The sequence below is a fragment of the Pedobacter sp. D749 genome (assembly GCF_019317285.1).
Lineage (GTDB): Bacteria > Bacteroidota > Bacteroidia > Sphingobacteriales > Sphingobacteriaceae > Pedobacter.
On the sequence record NZ_CP079218.1, the window covers coordinates 2,721,858 to 2,737,912 of the forward strand.

The following is a 16,055-nucleotide window of genomic DNA, read 5'->3' on the forward strand; positions in this document are numbered from 1 at the left end:
TGTCATGTTGAGGTACGAAGCATCTCTTACCTATTATGTACACAGCTTATGCTTGCTAAATTCCATTTTTAATGGTGGTTTATTAACGTTTTGTTTCCACCGACTGGAGATTCTTCGCTGCGCTCAGAATGACAAAACTCAATTTATATTTTATTCACAATGATAACTTCATCTCCTGATGCTACTTTGTTCAATTTTACCATAGCACCCCCGTTAATTTTCTCTTCCTTAAGCACTTTCCCGGTTCGGGTATTTAGCACTTTTACATTAAATTTTCCTGTGACCTTACTTAAATCCAGATTAACTGCATTTGTTGAAGCATTGTACAAAATATAAGCCTTACCAGCATTTTCAAGCCCATATTGTTTAGCTGATTTACCTGCAGGGAGAAATGGTTTCATAGCAGATGCAGCCCTTAGAACTGTTTTATCTATCTCATTAACGTTCGATAAAGAGCCGCCTGCCATAAAAATCGCCCATCCGAAGCTATCAAAATTATCTCCAGAATACATCACTGCCTTCTCAGGGCACTTGTTTTTATATTCGGATACAGCATGGTAAACTTCTTCGAATGACGTTTTCTTAGGTTTTAGCAAACGGGCATGCTGACGAGGCGCTAAACTTAAACCGCCTTGCGGCGCATAAGCGGTTCCATCGGCCTGATAATACCAATACCTGATATCGATCAGGTCGACCACGCTGGCACGTTCAGGATCAGCTAAAATGGCATCCTGCACATCTTTGGTTACGCTTAAACCGATAATCGGGTGTTTGCCTGTTTCTTTCTTCCATTCCTTAATGGTATCGATCCAGAACTGAACAAAATGCAAAGGACCCGTAAATTCGGCACCTATTAATTGAATGACTCCGGAATTTCCGTCAAAATTCTCTAAACATTTTCTGATGTAAGCTTTATGGATTGCCCTGCGGTGTTCGTTGGCGATGTCGTAAAACTGCTCAGCCATAAAAATGCGTTTATCGCCGGCATAAGGCACTGGTTCAGGGAAGCCCGTATTGTTGATATTGTTTGCGGTACGCCAGGGAAAATCAGCATAATGCGCACCAGCCTCGATAATATTGTGCTGGAAATAGTTCTCATGGATTAAAACCAGGCCTTTTTGATCGGCAAGGTTAGCGAATTGCTTTAACCTGTCCCAATACCAGAGGTTATATTTGGTGATGTCGTACTTGCTTAAACCGTCCCAGGCTTTATCCTCCCCGCTACGGGCAAATGGCAATTCGTAAAAAGGAGCCCATACTTCGCCATCCATGCGGCGGATGCGTTCGTGATCGTCTCTTCTCCTATCGTACCAAAGGCCATAATTATGATCAAGTACCTTAACCGAACCATTTTTCATCGAATCGGTAATCTCCTCAAGATCATCGGTTAAGCCATTTCCGGAACGGCCAGGAACAAAACGGGTGACATGAAATTTAGTGTTTTTTAATCCATACGGACGCGCGCTCCCATTCCACCAGGGCACATCCTGACGATTACCCACCACAATTTCATTGCCGCGCACCAACCAGCCATTTTTGATCGTCATGGCATCCGCAAGTACAGGTTTAACGATTTTATCCAAGCCAATTTTATCTATGCTTTTTGCCTGACCAGCATCTGTCGGGATTTTATTCCGATCTGGCGCGGCATCAATATATTCTGAAACAGTTAAAGCAGGTTTATAAGCCAGTTTAGTGAGTTTTTGAGCTACATCTACCGGCGGACTGCTGGATGCTTCAGTTTCTACAGGAAGAACGAAGTTCCGTTTATCGGCTTCATTACCCAATCTATCTTTTAACTGCGCACAATATAAGCTTCGTGGCTGAATCTGTTCGTTAGACATGTCCCAATAACCGTTTCCGGCAAATTGCGCCCATGTTCCGAATGCCCAGTTTTGAGCAGTTGGCGGCTGAAAATTATCAACCCTTGCAGCGCTACATTGCCAGAACACACTGTTTGCGGCACTCCAGCCCGCCCCTTGTCCGTCTTGTCCGCGGTTTAAATAACTTAAGGCCTGTCCATCAATATTTACAATATCGAATAACACACCAGATGCCCAGCTATCAATAGCACCACTGAAACTGAAAGGTAAATAAGACTGGCATTGTACAAAAACATTTGGCCCCGGTGCACAAAAGCCAACAGCAAAATCGTGGTAACCATATTCTGAGTATAATCTTTGAAAAAGCGTTTGCTGACCGGTAGTTAAAAATGTAAACCTTCGTTCACCACCAATTTCAGAAACCGGGGTAAGTGATTTACAATCTTCTACCGTAATTCTTTTAGCGGTTTCGAGTACATTAACGGCAGAACCAGCAAAATGCTCAAAAACAACCTGACGAACCCATGCATCCTGTACATTTTCCAAACAAATGGCCGTCCAGCGATGGTATTCATCTTTACTATTTTCTTTATGATAATCGGATTCGATTTTCAGGTTTTCAACCCCCGTTTGCGCAATTCTACCTTCCCATTCGTATTTAGAGATGGTTGCTCCACCAAACTTAACATCTAACGCTGTTGTAATTGGTGCATCAAAAGTGATGGTATTGCCGTTTATGGCGATAATTTTTCGATCCCAATGGATATCCCTGGTTCCTGGTTTCCAACCTAAAGCACTTTCACCACCACCAAACTCTACAGTTTTCAAGGTTTCGATCCATTCTTTAGTTGAAGGACGGTTAATAATGATTTTATCGCCAACTTTTAATTCGTTGGTATTTGCCAAAGTAATTTTATTTGAATTTACAGGCACATAAGCATCTGTAATGGCGATTGCCTGTTTTTCTATTTTGTTTTTTTTGCCTAAAATTCTGATTACACCAATCCGGTCTAAGCCAGTTGCAAAAATCTTTGTGTCATTTTCGTCCATTCCGCTTCCACGAAGCACCACTCCTGACGCTGATAACCGCAATGTCCCTGCAACTTCGTAAGTTCCTTTTTCTAGTAAAATCGCTCCGCGTAAACCATCTTTACCAAGGGGTAATTTCGAAACATAATTAATGGCTGATTGAATCCTTAAGGTAGCATCGCCATTTGAAACAGGAACGACTACCTTTATTGTTGCACTGGGAATGGCTTTTTCACCAGCCATGTAACCTGCGTAAGAAAAATCGGGAATGCGGTTTCCATCGGCATCAGGAGCGTAAGCCATTTTGCCATCTTTTCCTTTAAAAATCGGCTTTGGAGGTTCAACAGGCTTTGTTTTTTGCGCAAAAGAAAAGTTTGCAACTAAAAGTACGATAACCATTATAGGTACGGTTTTCAGTTGCATCGCTTTTAATATATGGTTAGTTTTTGGCATTGATTATTTTGTATTTGTCATGCTGAGGCACGAAGCATCTGCAACTTATTTCCTACTGTCTCTGCCTATTCTCTTCCATTGCTAGCAGTAGTTATTAATGTTTTGTTTTCATAGCATGCGTATTCTTTACTACATTCAGAATCATAATGCTATTTGATGAGGTTTATCTTTCAATTATCTCTTCATTCAAAAATCTCCAATTTGGATTAACAATTTCAATCAATTCATTTTTCTTTTTCCTAGTCCAGCCTTTAATTTCTTTTTCTCTCTCAATTGCATGTTCAATGAACTGATGTCTTTCGAAAAAAATTAAATAGTGACAGTTGTATTTAAAAGTAAAAGCAAATTTATTTTCTCTATTCCCAACGTATTGTTTAAGTCTAACCTCTAAGTCATTTGTTACGCCTGTATACAAAACAGTTTTGTTCTTGTTTGTTAAGATGTAGACAAAGTAATTATGGCTCATGCTATATTAAAGTTACGTTTCCATCGCTTGCAGATTCTTCACTGTGTTCAGAATGACAGTATAATTAGAAATTTTCTACGGTCTCACTTTATCAATATCAACCAAACTATTCAAATATACTTCAATATTCGAATAACCTGATTTCGATAGCTTTATAGCATCCTTCGCATCTTTAGGATTCAAGCCATTTTTAATTTCGTATGCATCAGGCATGCCATCATCGTCGCTATCTTTATATGGCGTTCCTTTATATTCCGGATAACCACCCACCTGTGAAACTTCTGTAATGATACCCTGTTTGTAAGAATCGCCAGGTAATCTGCGGTGTTCGAATTGAAATGCAGATGGTTTAGCATTAGGGTGAACTTCAATTTTTCCGGTAGCCACCTGTTTAACTACGCGGATATCAACCGGATCTCTCTTTGGTAAGGTAGCACCAGCATTTGCCAATACATAGTCTTTTGCTTGTAACGTTGGGATAATGCTGATTTTAGGCATCGGGAATGGATCTTTAGCTTTCATTGCTGCGAAATATTTGCTTGCAGTTTCAAACGACATGAGGTTCCCTTTTTTATCTTCTAACTGTACGCCTCCATCCCAGTTGTTTTTGGTTACTTTTTCATTTCCATCGATGATATTTCCTGCTACATAAGCACGTCCGAAAACAACATAAGGTAATTTACTGCGACCAGATTCCGGTTTTAAAATGCGGTAGCTGATCGGGTCTTTTAATTCGGTAACCGGACCAGGTTTGTAAAAGTTGTTGATGATGTTGTACTGTGCGGTATAATCTCCGCCATCTGTGGAGCGGTTATTCCAGTTAAACACTACGTTATTGGCGAAGTTAAAAATGCCGTTCCAACCAATTGATGGATTACGGGCACCATTATCGGCCCAAAGATTACGTACAAAGGCACAGTTTTCGCCACCTAATGTACTGCCAAACGCATGGTTCCAATAATCTAAAGCTTCAGAGAAAATAGAGTTTTGGATCGTAATGTTAACCGTTCCTAATTTTTCTTCGGCTTTACCTGTGCTATCATTATACATGTGACGGTACATCGACATGTTTTCGTCCAATCCCCAACTGGCAGAAACGTGATCGATCATAATATTGCCAACCGGATTTCCACCAATGGCATCATCTCTGCGACCTACAAAAGTTTCACCTCTTCTAAAACGCATAAAGCGAACAATAACGTCATGGGTATTTAACCAAACTGATTCGCCAGCTACACAAACACCATCTCCAGGCGCCGTTTGGCCAGCAATAGTAATATATGGGGCACGAATAATCAATGGTGTTTTCAACCTGATAATTCCTGCAACATTGAAAACCACAATTCTCGCACCACCTTGTTCACAGGCATCACGTAAAGAACCGGAACCACTATCGTTTAAATTTTTAACCACAATTACCCTGCCGCCGTGACCACCAAAACTATATGCACCTCCCCCTTCTGCACCAGGAAAGGCCAATAATTTAGATTGAGGAAGATCGGTAGGTCGGCCAGCCCACGGAATATATGGCTTACCCTCTGCAGCTTCCTTTGCTATAACCGGCTTGGCTTTTTCCCAGGCGATGTCTGATTGATGGTAAGCTTCTTTCATCATTGAATCAGAAGATTTTTTGACTTCAGGCGGTATATTCGGGTATTGCGCAGATGCGTAATTTGCGGAGAGCATTAATGCTGTTGTGAACAACAGATTTAAAAAGTTCTTTTTCATTTGTGTTTTGCCCGTTAAAGAAGTAAAAGAAATTTAGCTGATATTTTTTGATTGATGAAATTGTCAATCGAGAATTTTATAAAAATCGGCTCATTTCTGTTTATTTCTTTGGTTATCAGTTTTGGTTAGAAAGTATATTATATTTCAAAATTGCATGCAAAAATTGGCTATTTACTGTATAATTTTGGCCAGGTATTGCACCATCTTTTCATTTGGTTAAAATGGCTGTAACAAATAAAATTCATTTCTACAACCGTGTTACAAGATAGAAATAATATTCATATATAAATGTAACATTCTTAAATGAAAAAGGAAACAAATTAATGTTCCCTTTTCTAAAAACCAAATATAAAAAACCAGGGCGGTGAGCAAACCGCCCTAAAAATTTTGCTGCTTGCTAAAGCTGTGGATCGAAACTTCCTCCCCAGCCTCTTGTTTGTTCTATTTTCGGATTATTGGCAATCGATGAGGTTGGAATACCAAAGAAATAATATTCGTCTTTCCAATTAATCGTATAACCATTATCTAAAGTTTTAGGAAGAATAGTCATGTAAGTATAAACCTGATCTGTAGAAAGTGCATCACGGCCTACATATGGTGAAGTTGAAAGACTTGCCGGAGCACCGCTTGTAACGAGGTTAAATTGTTTGCCCGTTCTTATTTTACCATTTAAGACTGTTGAAAACAGCTTTCTTCTCCTTAAATCCCAGAAACGTTTTCCTTCAAAGGCAAATTCAATTTGTCTTTCATACATTATGGCATTAATTAACTCGGTTTGGCTCATTCCTGCTTTAAGCCCATAGAGATTATCAGTTCCTTTTTCAATTCCAGCCCTTGCTCTGATCAGAATTAAATTGTCATAGGCTTCCTGCAAACGATTTGTCGCCGCAGCAGATTCTGCCAAATTTAAAACCACTTCTGCATATCTTAGTTCCATCCAGTCCGTACCAGAATAGATTACATTATTCTGTAAAACAGTAGGATCAATGGCTTTACGGCAGTAAAAACCAGTGGAGCTGGCTGTTCCAGGCTCAACAGTTCTATTGTTTACAAAATATGTCCATAACCTATAATTCTGGTTCCCGATAATTGGCCAGTTTGCGCCATTATAAGCAATGGTTTTATCGAATCTGGGATCTCTGTTTTTATAAAAATTCTGATCGCTGTAAACATACCTGGTTGATGTGCCCGGTGCCTTACCATCAAGCATTGGATAAGATTTAACTAACTCCCATGTTGGTTGATAGCCCCCTCCTCCGGTTCCTAAATAAGATGGTCTTGCACTGTTGTCATAACCGTTATTTTTGCTTGTGGCAGTATTAAAGTTATTGTAACCCGTAACCAAAACTGCTTCAGGATTATTTACTTCAGTGAACCACATATTATCATAAGATGCAGCAAGTTTCCATCCGTATGCGGTTAGCAAAGACACAGCTTCCTGATTCGCAGTGTATGACTTCTCCCAACGTTCTACAATTGTTGCCGGATTATTAGGGTCGCTCGCTTCATTTGTAACAAATTGCGGACTTGCATACGTTAACAAGACTTTTCCTTTAAATGCAGCGGCAGCTCCTGCGGTAATCCTACCCCAGTCTGCTGTACCTGCCCACTTTTTGGGCAGATATTTAATACAGGTATCTAAATCCCTGGTAATTTGTGCAATACACTCTGAGGTCTTATTTCTTGGCAATAAGGCTGCATCTTTGGCTTCATCGCCCACAGCTTGAAGTGGTGTTAATACCAACGGAACGCCACCATATAACCTCACAAGATCGAAGTATCTAAATGAACGGAAAAACAATGCCTGTGCTATTAACCGGTTTTTTGTGCCTGCAGGTAAGGTGCCGGCATTAACATCTCTGATAAAAGTATTGATTAAACGGATTTTGCCATAGTTATTGGAAACATTTACTGCTGTTCCAATATCGCCAACATCATTATTACTTATTGTGCCCCTAAAAAACTTATTGTCATTATAGGCCTCATCTGAAAGACCACTCGGATTGGTAATCGCACTTCCTGAATTTACGCCTGCCCAGGATGGCAGATTAGAATCATACAATACATTCAGGTTTAAAACTGCTAATGTCGAATCATTAAAAATCTGACCTGCAACTGCATAATTTTCATCAACATTATCAAGAACTTTTTTACAGCTACTTGCTCCTGATGCAACAAGTAAAGCGAATATTAATAATTTATGTATTTTCATTTTCGTAAAATTAAAATCCAACATTTAGTGCAAAAGAAAGAGACTGAAGATTTGGATAAACATTGTATGATGATGCATTATCTCTATAGGTGTAAGGATTATAGAAATTAAAAGGATTTGTGGCGATTACTGAAGCTTTTAAACTTCCTATGCCCATTTTCTGGGTAATTTTAGCCGGAAAACTATAGGCCAAATTGATGTTGCTTACCCTAAAAGTGTAACTGTTAACAAACCAGAATGACGAATTTAAGTCGTATGTAGCACTATAGTATGGGCTTGGGTATTTGGCATTTGGATTTTCAGGAGTCCAGTGATCTGACCAGAAAGCCGGACGGTTAACAGTGCTCGTTGCACGTTTTCTTGCATCGCCTTCTATAGCATCCTGCCCTCCGAACGACATACCCATAGTAACGTTAAGTGAAATGCCTTTATAAGCACCTCCAAAGTTTAAACCCAACCCATAATGGTTGCTCGATTTATCTGTCAGATAGTCCTGATCATTCTCATCAACAATACCATCTGGTCCGGTATATACACCGTTTACTTTTGGCCCTCTAACATCTGCATAATATAACATACCTGCCACTGGCTTTTGTCCGAGCACAGTGTATTTTGGGTTAGCTGCAGCAAAGGCATCAGCTTCTGACTGAGATCTGAACATACCTAAATAATGATAACCAAATGCTCCTCTATCGCTTGATTGTCCCAGGATATCAAGATAAGTACCCACATTACCCAGTGGCTGATCGGCAACTAATAACTTATTATCGCTCCAGGTAAAAAAAGGATTAAAATTGTAACTAAAATCCTTGCCAATTTTGTCTCGCCATCCTGCTGATATTTCGTATCCGAAAGTATTAACTTTTGCAAAATTCTCCGTTGGTGGATTTGCACCAATAAGTACTGACACAGATGAAGTAAGCGCTGAAAGCATGTTGTAACGGTGTGCGAAAAAACCATCTGCTGTTAGTGATAACCTATTATCAAGAAATTGCGCATCCACACCTAGGTTTGTACTTAAATTACTATCCCATGTTGTATTTGCATTGGCAATGATAATGTTTGGCGCATAATTTAAGCCTCTATCATTATTGCCACCAAAAACAGCTGATTTGCCTGTCTCCAGTTTATAATTTTCCTGGTATAAATATGGTTTCGAGCTATCATTACCCAATAAACCAACCGATCCTCTTATTTTTAAAAAGTTAACAAACTTCACCTTATTTTTAAAGAAACCTTCTTCTGATATTACCCAACCTAGCGAGGCAGAAGGGAAAAAGCCATATTGCTGCCCGGGTGCGAAATTATTATTGGCATCTGTACGTAAGGATACTTCAAGTAAATATTTATCCGCGTAAGAATAATTAATACGCGTTGCGTAAGCAAGCCTGCCAAATTCGTTTAAACGCCCTACCTGATCTGTAGCTTGTAAGCCAGTTGCAAAATTCATATTATCCAAACCGCCAACTAAAGTTCCCTCACGAGATACGGCAAGGCTCTCTCCTGACGTGTGCTGTTGCTCAAATAAGGCAATTGCAGAAATGTCATGCTTTCCGAATTTACGTGCATAAGATAATAATCCATTAAATTGGTAAACATCTAAACGCCCTGGTGTAAAGCGAACGATATCTCCATTTTTTGCCGATATGATATTGGTTACTTTACCTCCAACAATATGTTTATTATCACCTAATCCTTCAAACTGGTATAAATTATACCTGGTACCATACTGCTTGCTAAAATCGTTGTTGATATTTCTATTGAAATTTAAACTGGCCTTTAATCCCTTTACAACAGGGATTTCATATTCTGCTGTAGCCTGTAGATTGATGCTTGTTGTATTTTGAAGCGTATAATTGTTTAATCTTTGAACTTCGAAAAAGTTTGCTCCTTCAACCGTGCCCGTATTGGGTGCCTGCAACACAGGTAAACCATCTACATAAAAGGGAACAAATTGTGGTGATGCCAGTAAGGATTTAAAATCGTTGTCCAAACTTTCAGACCCTTGTTTAAAATAATATCGTTTGTTGTAATTTATATTACCACTAACCGAAACACCAACTTTTAAGCCATTGGCAACTTTCGCATCTGCGCTTGCTCTGAATGTTAACCGATCTGTATTTACCCCTTTAAAATTTGAATTTTGACTGGTGTAACTTCCTCCGGCAAAATAGGTTGCCTTATCGGTACCTCCGGTAATATTTAAAGCATGACGCATAATATACGATGACTGCCAGGCCTGAGCAAGATAATCCTGACTGTTTTTACTGAAATAATCAAGTTCATCAGGAGTGTAATAAGATGTTATTTTAGTGGTTACACCGGTTGTAGGATTCGTGTAATTTCCATTTGGCTGTACCAGAAAATTATTTTGCGCCTGAGTATAATCATTTAGATAAACAGCCTGCTCTAAACCACTCATCATCTTCGGCAGCATCGTGGCATCAGTTAACCCATAAGATCCACTATAGCTGATTTTCGGAGCTCCTGGTTTTCCGCGTTTTGTTTTAACCAGTACCACACCATTTGCACCTAAAATACCGTATATAGCCGCTGCTGCATCTTTTAATATGGTTATGCTTTCTACTTCACTGGCATCGAGTGCATTAAAATCAGTAATAGTCCTTTGAATATCATCAATCACATAAAGTGGATCGGTTTTACCGTCCTTGGCAAAAAATATTGGGTTTCTGATGGTAATTGTAGCATTTTCGCCAGGGCGAGCAACACCACCTGTAACACTTACAGCGGGCAATTGACCTCTTAATGCAGCTGCAAGGTTCGTTGTCGGGATATCCTCAATAGCTTTCATATTAACAGTAGATATTGCACCCGTTAAACTGGCTTTTTTCTGCGTGCCATAACCAATAACAACTACATCATCAAGGTTCTTGTTTTCCGGAACTAAACGCACCACAACATTGGCTTGTTTACCTACTATTACCTGTTGCCTTATGTAACCTATAAACGAGAATACAAGAACATCTGCATCAGATTTTACCTGGATGGTGTAAATGCCATCTGCATTAGTGCTTACATTGCTGGGAATACCTTTGATGCTCACATTCACCCCGGGAATACCACTCCCGTCGGATTGATCAACTACCTTACCTGTAACCTTTCGGTCCTGGGCAAAGAGCATTATACTTGCCATGAGCATCAGCAGCAAAGGCAAAGAAATCTTGCGTAAAAATTTTAAGTTCATATTGTTATTTGGTTAGTTTTTAATCTGATTTTCGGATGGCCTAGCGTGGTTCCTCCACTAAATGTTCGGGCATCTCTAATTTGGCCTCATAATAATTACCGTTGTAAATTAATTATCGGTAATAGGCGATCAATTTTATTACCTTAAAAAAGATAACATCAACTAACGCTTATTAAATTTATAGGACAAAAAATTTAAGGTAATTTGGCTCATTTATATTTTGATCTCTGTGAATTATCTGGTTAGAAAATGTATTATAATTCGAACTATAATTAAATTGGTAATTCTAGCTAATCTCCCCGTTAAATTTTGAATTATTTTATCAGCATAAAACAAAATTTAAGGCGCATTTATACCTTTTTTAATTGATCATACAAGGTATAAATAAATTCATATATAAATGAAGTATTCTTAAATAAAAAATCATAAAAAAAATTTATCCCTTAAATTATTAGAAATTAATTGACTCCAGCCTTGGCCTTTCGCCTTTTCTCCCATTCTATGCCTTCCTTTTTAAGATCATAACCTGCTGAAGAAAGGTAATTGTTGATACGGCCCTTATATTTACCGAACCAGGCATGTTTTTTATCAGATGATTCAGCATCCATGGCATGCTCACGGGCCTCGGTTAGCCAGTTCAGAATCTGTTTTTTTTGATCGTCGGTTAGTGTTAAAATTTCTTCCTGATAGGCTTTGTAAGTGATGGGCAACACATTATAAGTCATGCCGTTTTTAACCAGCTCTACCTGCTCATTAGTTAGTTGAGCAGAAAGTTTGCTGATGTATTTTTTGTGCAGTTTGTTTAAAGCTATTTCTACAATACGGCCATCTTTTGCCAGTGCCGAGTCGCGTTCTACCTTATTATCTTTATTTTTTTCCTTAATTTCTTTAACTCTGGCATCACGGGCGGCATAAATATCATTCAGATTGCTGTATTGATCGCGAACAATTACCGCTACTTTTTGTGTTTTCCTGGCATCGTTAAGGCCTAAATTGGTCACAATTTTAGCCGCACGATCAGTAATCATTTTGGTATAGGCTTCTTTATCTGCAGCAGCATTCGTCTGTGCAAAAATGGCTGTTATGCTGGAGAACGTTAACAATAAGGCCAAAATGGATGATTTCATGTATTTGATATTTTGAATTGAATATATTTTTAATGGAATTTGCAATTTTTGAAGCATAAAATTTTTAAACGGGATCCGTCCAACACCAACAGTTTTGATGATGAGGATGTTTAAATAGGCAGCCTAAATTAGTGGAATTTTTGGTTGTTTTTCATTGTCTCACAATTTATTAATAAACAAAAAATTTATAGGAAAATAATTTGTCTGTTTATAATTTGGTTACGCCCATTTGGCTTAATACAAAACTCAACATAGAAAAACACTATTTTCTAATGGTTTTTAGCCAATTAATATAGGATATTATCATTTAACTCTTTAACTTTATGTCCGCTGCACAAATTTAACTGAGTAGATTGTTGCGGCGCTAACCAAATATTTTAACCCTGAGATGAAACCCCATTTTCATAAAGTTCCCATTACTTTGCAAAGTTCTTTTAGTATCCGCCATGACGTTAAACCCGATTTTGGAAACATCTGGCATTACCATCCCGAACTGGAACTCCATTATGTAATCAAAGGTGAAGGTGTACGTTTTATCGGCGATAACATCAGTAATTTTGTGCCTGACGAAATGGTATTGCTGGGTGAAAACCTGCCCCACACCTGGCGTTGTAAGGATGAGTATTTTCAAAACAATCCCGACCTGACAACTGAAGCAATGGTAATCCATTTTTTACCTGATTGTTTGGGCAAATACCTGCTTACTTTGCCCGAAGCTTACCTGATCCCTAAACTGTTCGAAAAAGCCAAAAATGGCATGGTAATTAAAGGTAAGGCTAAAGATAAACTGGTCGATTTAATGCGGGCAGCTGTTGATGCAACGAATTTAGACCGCATTATTATTTTACTTTCGATATTAAAAACGCTGGCAGAAACGGATGAATATTCGACCATCGTAACCAGTAAAAATACTTTTTACCAATCGAACGAATCAGAAACTTTACGCATCAATAAAATCTGCAATTATACCCTAAGCAATTATAAAAAGGATATTACTTTAGAGGAAGTGGCATCGTTAAGCAGTTTAAGCGTGACTTCTTTTTGCAGGTATTTTAAACTGATGACGAAAAAGACTTTTTATGATTTTTTGATCGAGATCAGGGTGAGCCACGCCTGTCGTTTCCTGATTGAGAATAAACTGCCAACCGAAATGATCTGTTTTGATTGCGGTTTCAATAATGTATCTAATTTTTACAGGCACTTTAAAAAGGTAACGGGAATGACTCCTTTGGATTATAAAAGAAAATATTTGAATTAAACTTCATCTTCGCTAACGCTCGTTTCTAACGAGCGTTGAATAGTTTATCGTTTAAAAACGATAGAATCGTTTAATTATTTTTGCGCTCGTTTGGAAACGAGCGCAAACGTCTTTTAAGTTTAAAGCTGCGAGGTTTAAAAAAAATCATATAAAAACCTTAATATTCAAATTGTTGCGTAACGAGGTGTAATCATCAAATAAGGTCTCCATTCCTTTTACTTCACTACTTGTAAATGCGCCCACATTTCTGCGTGTAAAAGTCGAAATGTTTAACCCTCTTTTTTGCAGAAAATATTTGGATACTACTGGATAAACATGATGCATCACCTCCATATTATCGATCAAAAACTGCTGCACGGCCTGTACCTCATTATTAAGCGATTCATCATCATAATGATCACATAACCAAACAATTAACTCCGGAAAGTAATTACCCTGAATGCAGGATAACCCTGAAGCACCTGCTTTTAGCGAATCAACTGCGTGAACCATGTAGGCATCGTATAAACCAAAAGCATAACCCTCGGTTAGTTTAAATTTTTCTTTTATCTGAGTAAGATCCAGGCTGGTATCTTTATGGTAAATTACCCTTCCTGTAGCGACAAAATCGGCGAGTTGATGTGGCTTTAACACCCTTTTATAGGGTATCGGGCATTCGTAAAAACCCATCGGAATTTCATCCGTTTGATGCAGCAGATCGAACACACGGTCGTTAAATATTTCATCGTTTTCGCCTTCATTGGCCAATAAACTGGTAATGGCAATTACGGCTTCTACACCTGCATCGCTTACTTCTTTTATAAAATCAGCTTGTTTGGTAATTTCGCCGCCAAAGGTTCCAGTGGCTACAACAGGTACGGCACCGTTTGCCACTTTTACCACATGTTTTATAACCTGGATTCTTTCCTTGTCACTCAATTCGAACATCTCGCTCGAGAGGCAATTGGCAAACAAACCTGAAGCCCCTGCCTGTAAATAAATCTCCGTAAGTTGTGTTAAAGCAGGATAATCGATGTTCCCATTGCTCAAAAATGGCGTGAGCATAACCGGGATGAACCCTTTTTGTGAGTTTTCCATTGTAATTTGATATGGTAAATGTGCTATATTTTTTTTTTGCCGCGAATAAGCACTGAATGAGCTTAATGGGCTGTTTTTATCTTTTTGTTTTTAATTTTTGTCAGGAAAAGTCCTGTCAAAAAAATGGTTAAAGTACCGATCACGATGATCATATTTTTATGTAAAGGATTTCTAAAAACTCCATATTCCGGAGGAAGAAGTGAAGAAAATGTCATCCATATAATTACAGCAATACCGATGATGGTTGCCGTGATGGCTTCATGGTTTTTAGTTTGCCTGCTGATGATACCTAGTAAAAACAAACCCAGCATTCCGGCCGCAAAAATGCCTGATAATTCCCACCAAACATCCAAAATGCTTTTTACACCGATCATGGCTATTCCTGCAATCATGCCCAGCAAGCCAAATCCTACCGTAGCCAGATGTAACAGCGATAAATTTTGTTTTTCGGTGATGCCGGGTTTGAAATACCTTTTGTAAATATCTACTGAAAACACGGTTGCCGAAGCATTCATTCCAGAACTAATGGTACTCATGGCTGCAGATAAAATGGCCGAAACAATCAGTCCAACCAAACCCGCCGGAATCTTGGTAACCATAAAATGCGGCATTATTTTATCTCCATAATCTGACGGAATCAAAGCGTTCTGTACTTTCAAAATCTCTGCCGCCGAAGCATGTAGCGGCAAACGCTCAATAGCTACTTGATGTTTGACCGACTGCACCAATTCCGGATTAACCTCATAATAAGCGAATAAGCAAGATCCTATAATGAAAAACAGCAGTGAAGCAGGGATGTATAACCAAACACATAACCAGATTGATTTCGAAGCCGCTTTACCTGATGATGCGGTATGGTAACGCTGAATATAATTCTGATCCATTCCAAAATTGTTCAGGTTGATGAAAAAACCATAAAGCAAAACCACCCAAAACGACGATCCGACAAAATCGAATTTGAAACTGCCAAGGCTAAATTTATCGGCAGATTTCCCAATTTCTACAATCTTTGATACACCTCCCGGCATATTCGAAATAATCAGGTACAAAATGAGTAGCGCACCCAGGGTTTTTACAATCGCCTGTACCACTTCTGTCCATATTACCGCTTCAATTCCTCCTAAAACGGTATAAACAATGATACAGATCCCCATCACAATCATAATCATCTGCATAGAATAGCCTGTAAGTGCCTGCAGGCTCAGGGCAATTCCGAAAAATATCGATCCCATTCTGGCCAACTGCGTTAACAGAAAACAAACTACTGCATATACCCTTGCCCATGCACCGAAACGTTTTTCTAAATGGGTATAAGCTGATATTTCTCCACTATTGCGGTAAAATGGCACAAAATATTTAGAAGCCACCCACGCCGCCAATGGCATCGAAATACTAAATACAAATGCATTCCAGTTGCCACCAAAAGATTTACCAGGCACACCCAAAAAAGTATTGCTGCTTAAAAATGTTGCATAAATAGATAAACCTATCGCCCATCCGGGGATTAGGCCCGAAGCTTTTGTAAATTGCTCGGAGTTTTTATTTTTTCGCGAAAAATAAACCCCAACTAATATCATCCCGACAAGGTAAATGAAGATGATCGCAAGATCGAATACAGGTAGACCTTTCATTACTTGTTGGCTCGTTTATTAATTTGGTTAAAACAAATATGCATCG

Annotated in this window: 9 protein-coding genes; 1 reads left to right on the forward strand and 8 read right to left on the reverse strand. The window is 38.8% G+C overall.

What is annotated here, in order from left to right:
- Nucleotides 1–143: 143 nt before the first annotated feature.
- The 6 genes from KYH19_RS10950 to KYH19_RS10975 all read right to left on the reverse strand — a co-directional run bounded on the left by KYH19_RS10950 (nt 144) and on the right by KYH19_RS10975 (nt 12,043).
- The gene (locus tag KYH19_RS10950; RefSeq protein ID WP_255562619.1) at nt 144–3,275 is read right to left on the reverse strand and encodes a DUF6298 domain-containing protein; all 3,132 of its coding nucleotides are present in this window, start codon (nt 3,273–3,275) and stop codon (nt 144–146) included.
- Nucleotides 3,276–3,468: 193 nt separating this feature from the next.
- Entirely contained in the window at nt 3,469–3,771 is a 303-nt protein-coding gene (locus KYH19_RS10955) for a GIY-YIG nuclease family protein (RefSeq protein ID WP_132396829.1), read from the reverse strand.
- Between the two features lie 75 nt (nt 3,772–3,846).
- Nucleotides 3,847–5,499, reverse strand: a complete 1,653-nt coding sequence (locus KYH19_RS10960; protein WP_132396827.1) for a polysaccharide lyase family 1 protein — start codon at nt 5,497–5,499, stop codon at nt 3,847–3,849.
- Nucleotides 5,500–5,896: 397 nt separating this feature from the next.
- A complete protein-coding gene (locus KYH19_RS10965; RefSeq protein WP_255562620.1) occupies nt 5,897–7,711 on the reverse strand; it encodes a RagB/SusD family nutrient uptake outer membrane protein in 1,815 nt (604 codons plus the stop codon).
- A 10-nt stretch (nt 7,712–7,721) separates the two neighbouring features.
- Complete coding sequence (locus tag KYH19_RS10970) at nt 7,722–10,916, reverse strand: TonB-dependent receptor (RefSeq protein WP_219078721.1); 3,195 nt, start codon at nt 10,914–10,916, stop codon at nt 7,722–7,724.
- 458 nt (nt 10,917–11,374) lie between these two features.
- Entirely contained in the window at nt 11,375–12,043 is a 669-nt protein-coding gene (locus KYH19_RS10975; RefSeq protein ID WP_219078722.1) for a DUF3826 domain-containing protein, read from the reverse strand.
- Between the two features lie 388 nt (nt 12,044–12,431).
- On the opposite strand from KYH19_RS10975, the gene KYH19_RS10980 reads away from it, so the two are divergent.
- Nucleotides 12,432–13,301, forward strand: a complete 870-nt coding sequence (locus tag KYH19_RS10980) for an AraC family transcriptional regulator (RefSeq protein ID WP_219078723.1) — start codon at nt 12,432–12,434, stop codon at nt 13,299–13,301.
- Between the two features lie 144 nt (nt 13,302–13,445).
- Here the strand turns inward: KYH19_RS10980 and KYH19_RS10985 are convergent, their stop codons facing one another.
- A complete protein-coding gene (locus tag KYH19_RS10985) occupies nt 13,446–14,378 on the reverse strand; it encodes a dihydrodipicolinate synthase family protein (RefSeq protein ID WP_219078724.1) in 933 nt (310 codons plus the stop codon).
- 62 nt (nt 14,379–14,440) lie between these two features.
- A complete protein-coding gene (locus KYH19_RS10990; protein ID WP_219078725.1) occupies nt 14,441–16,009 on the reverse strand; it encodes a sodium:solute symporter in 1,569 nt (522 codons plus the stop codon).
- Between the last annotated feature and the right edge of the window lie 46 nt (nt 16,010–16,055).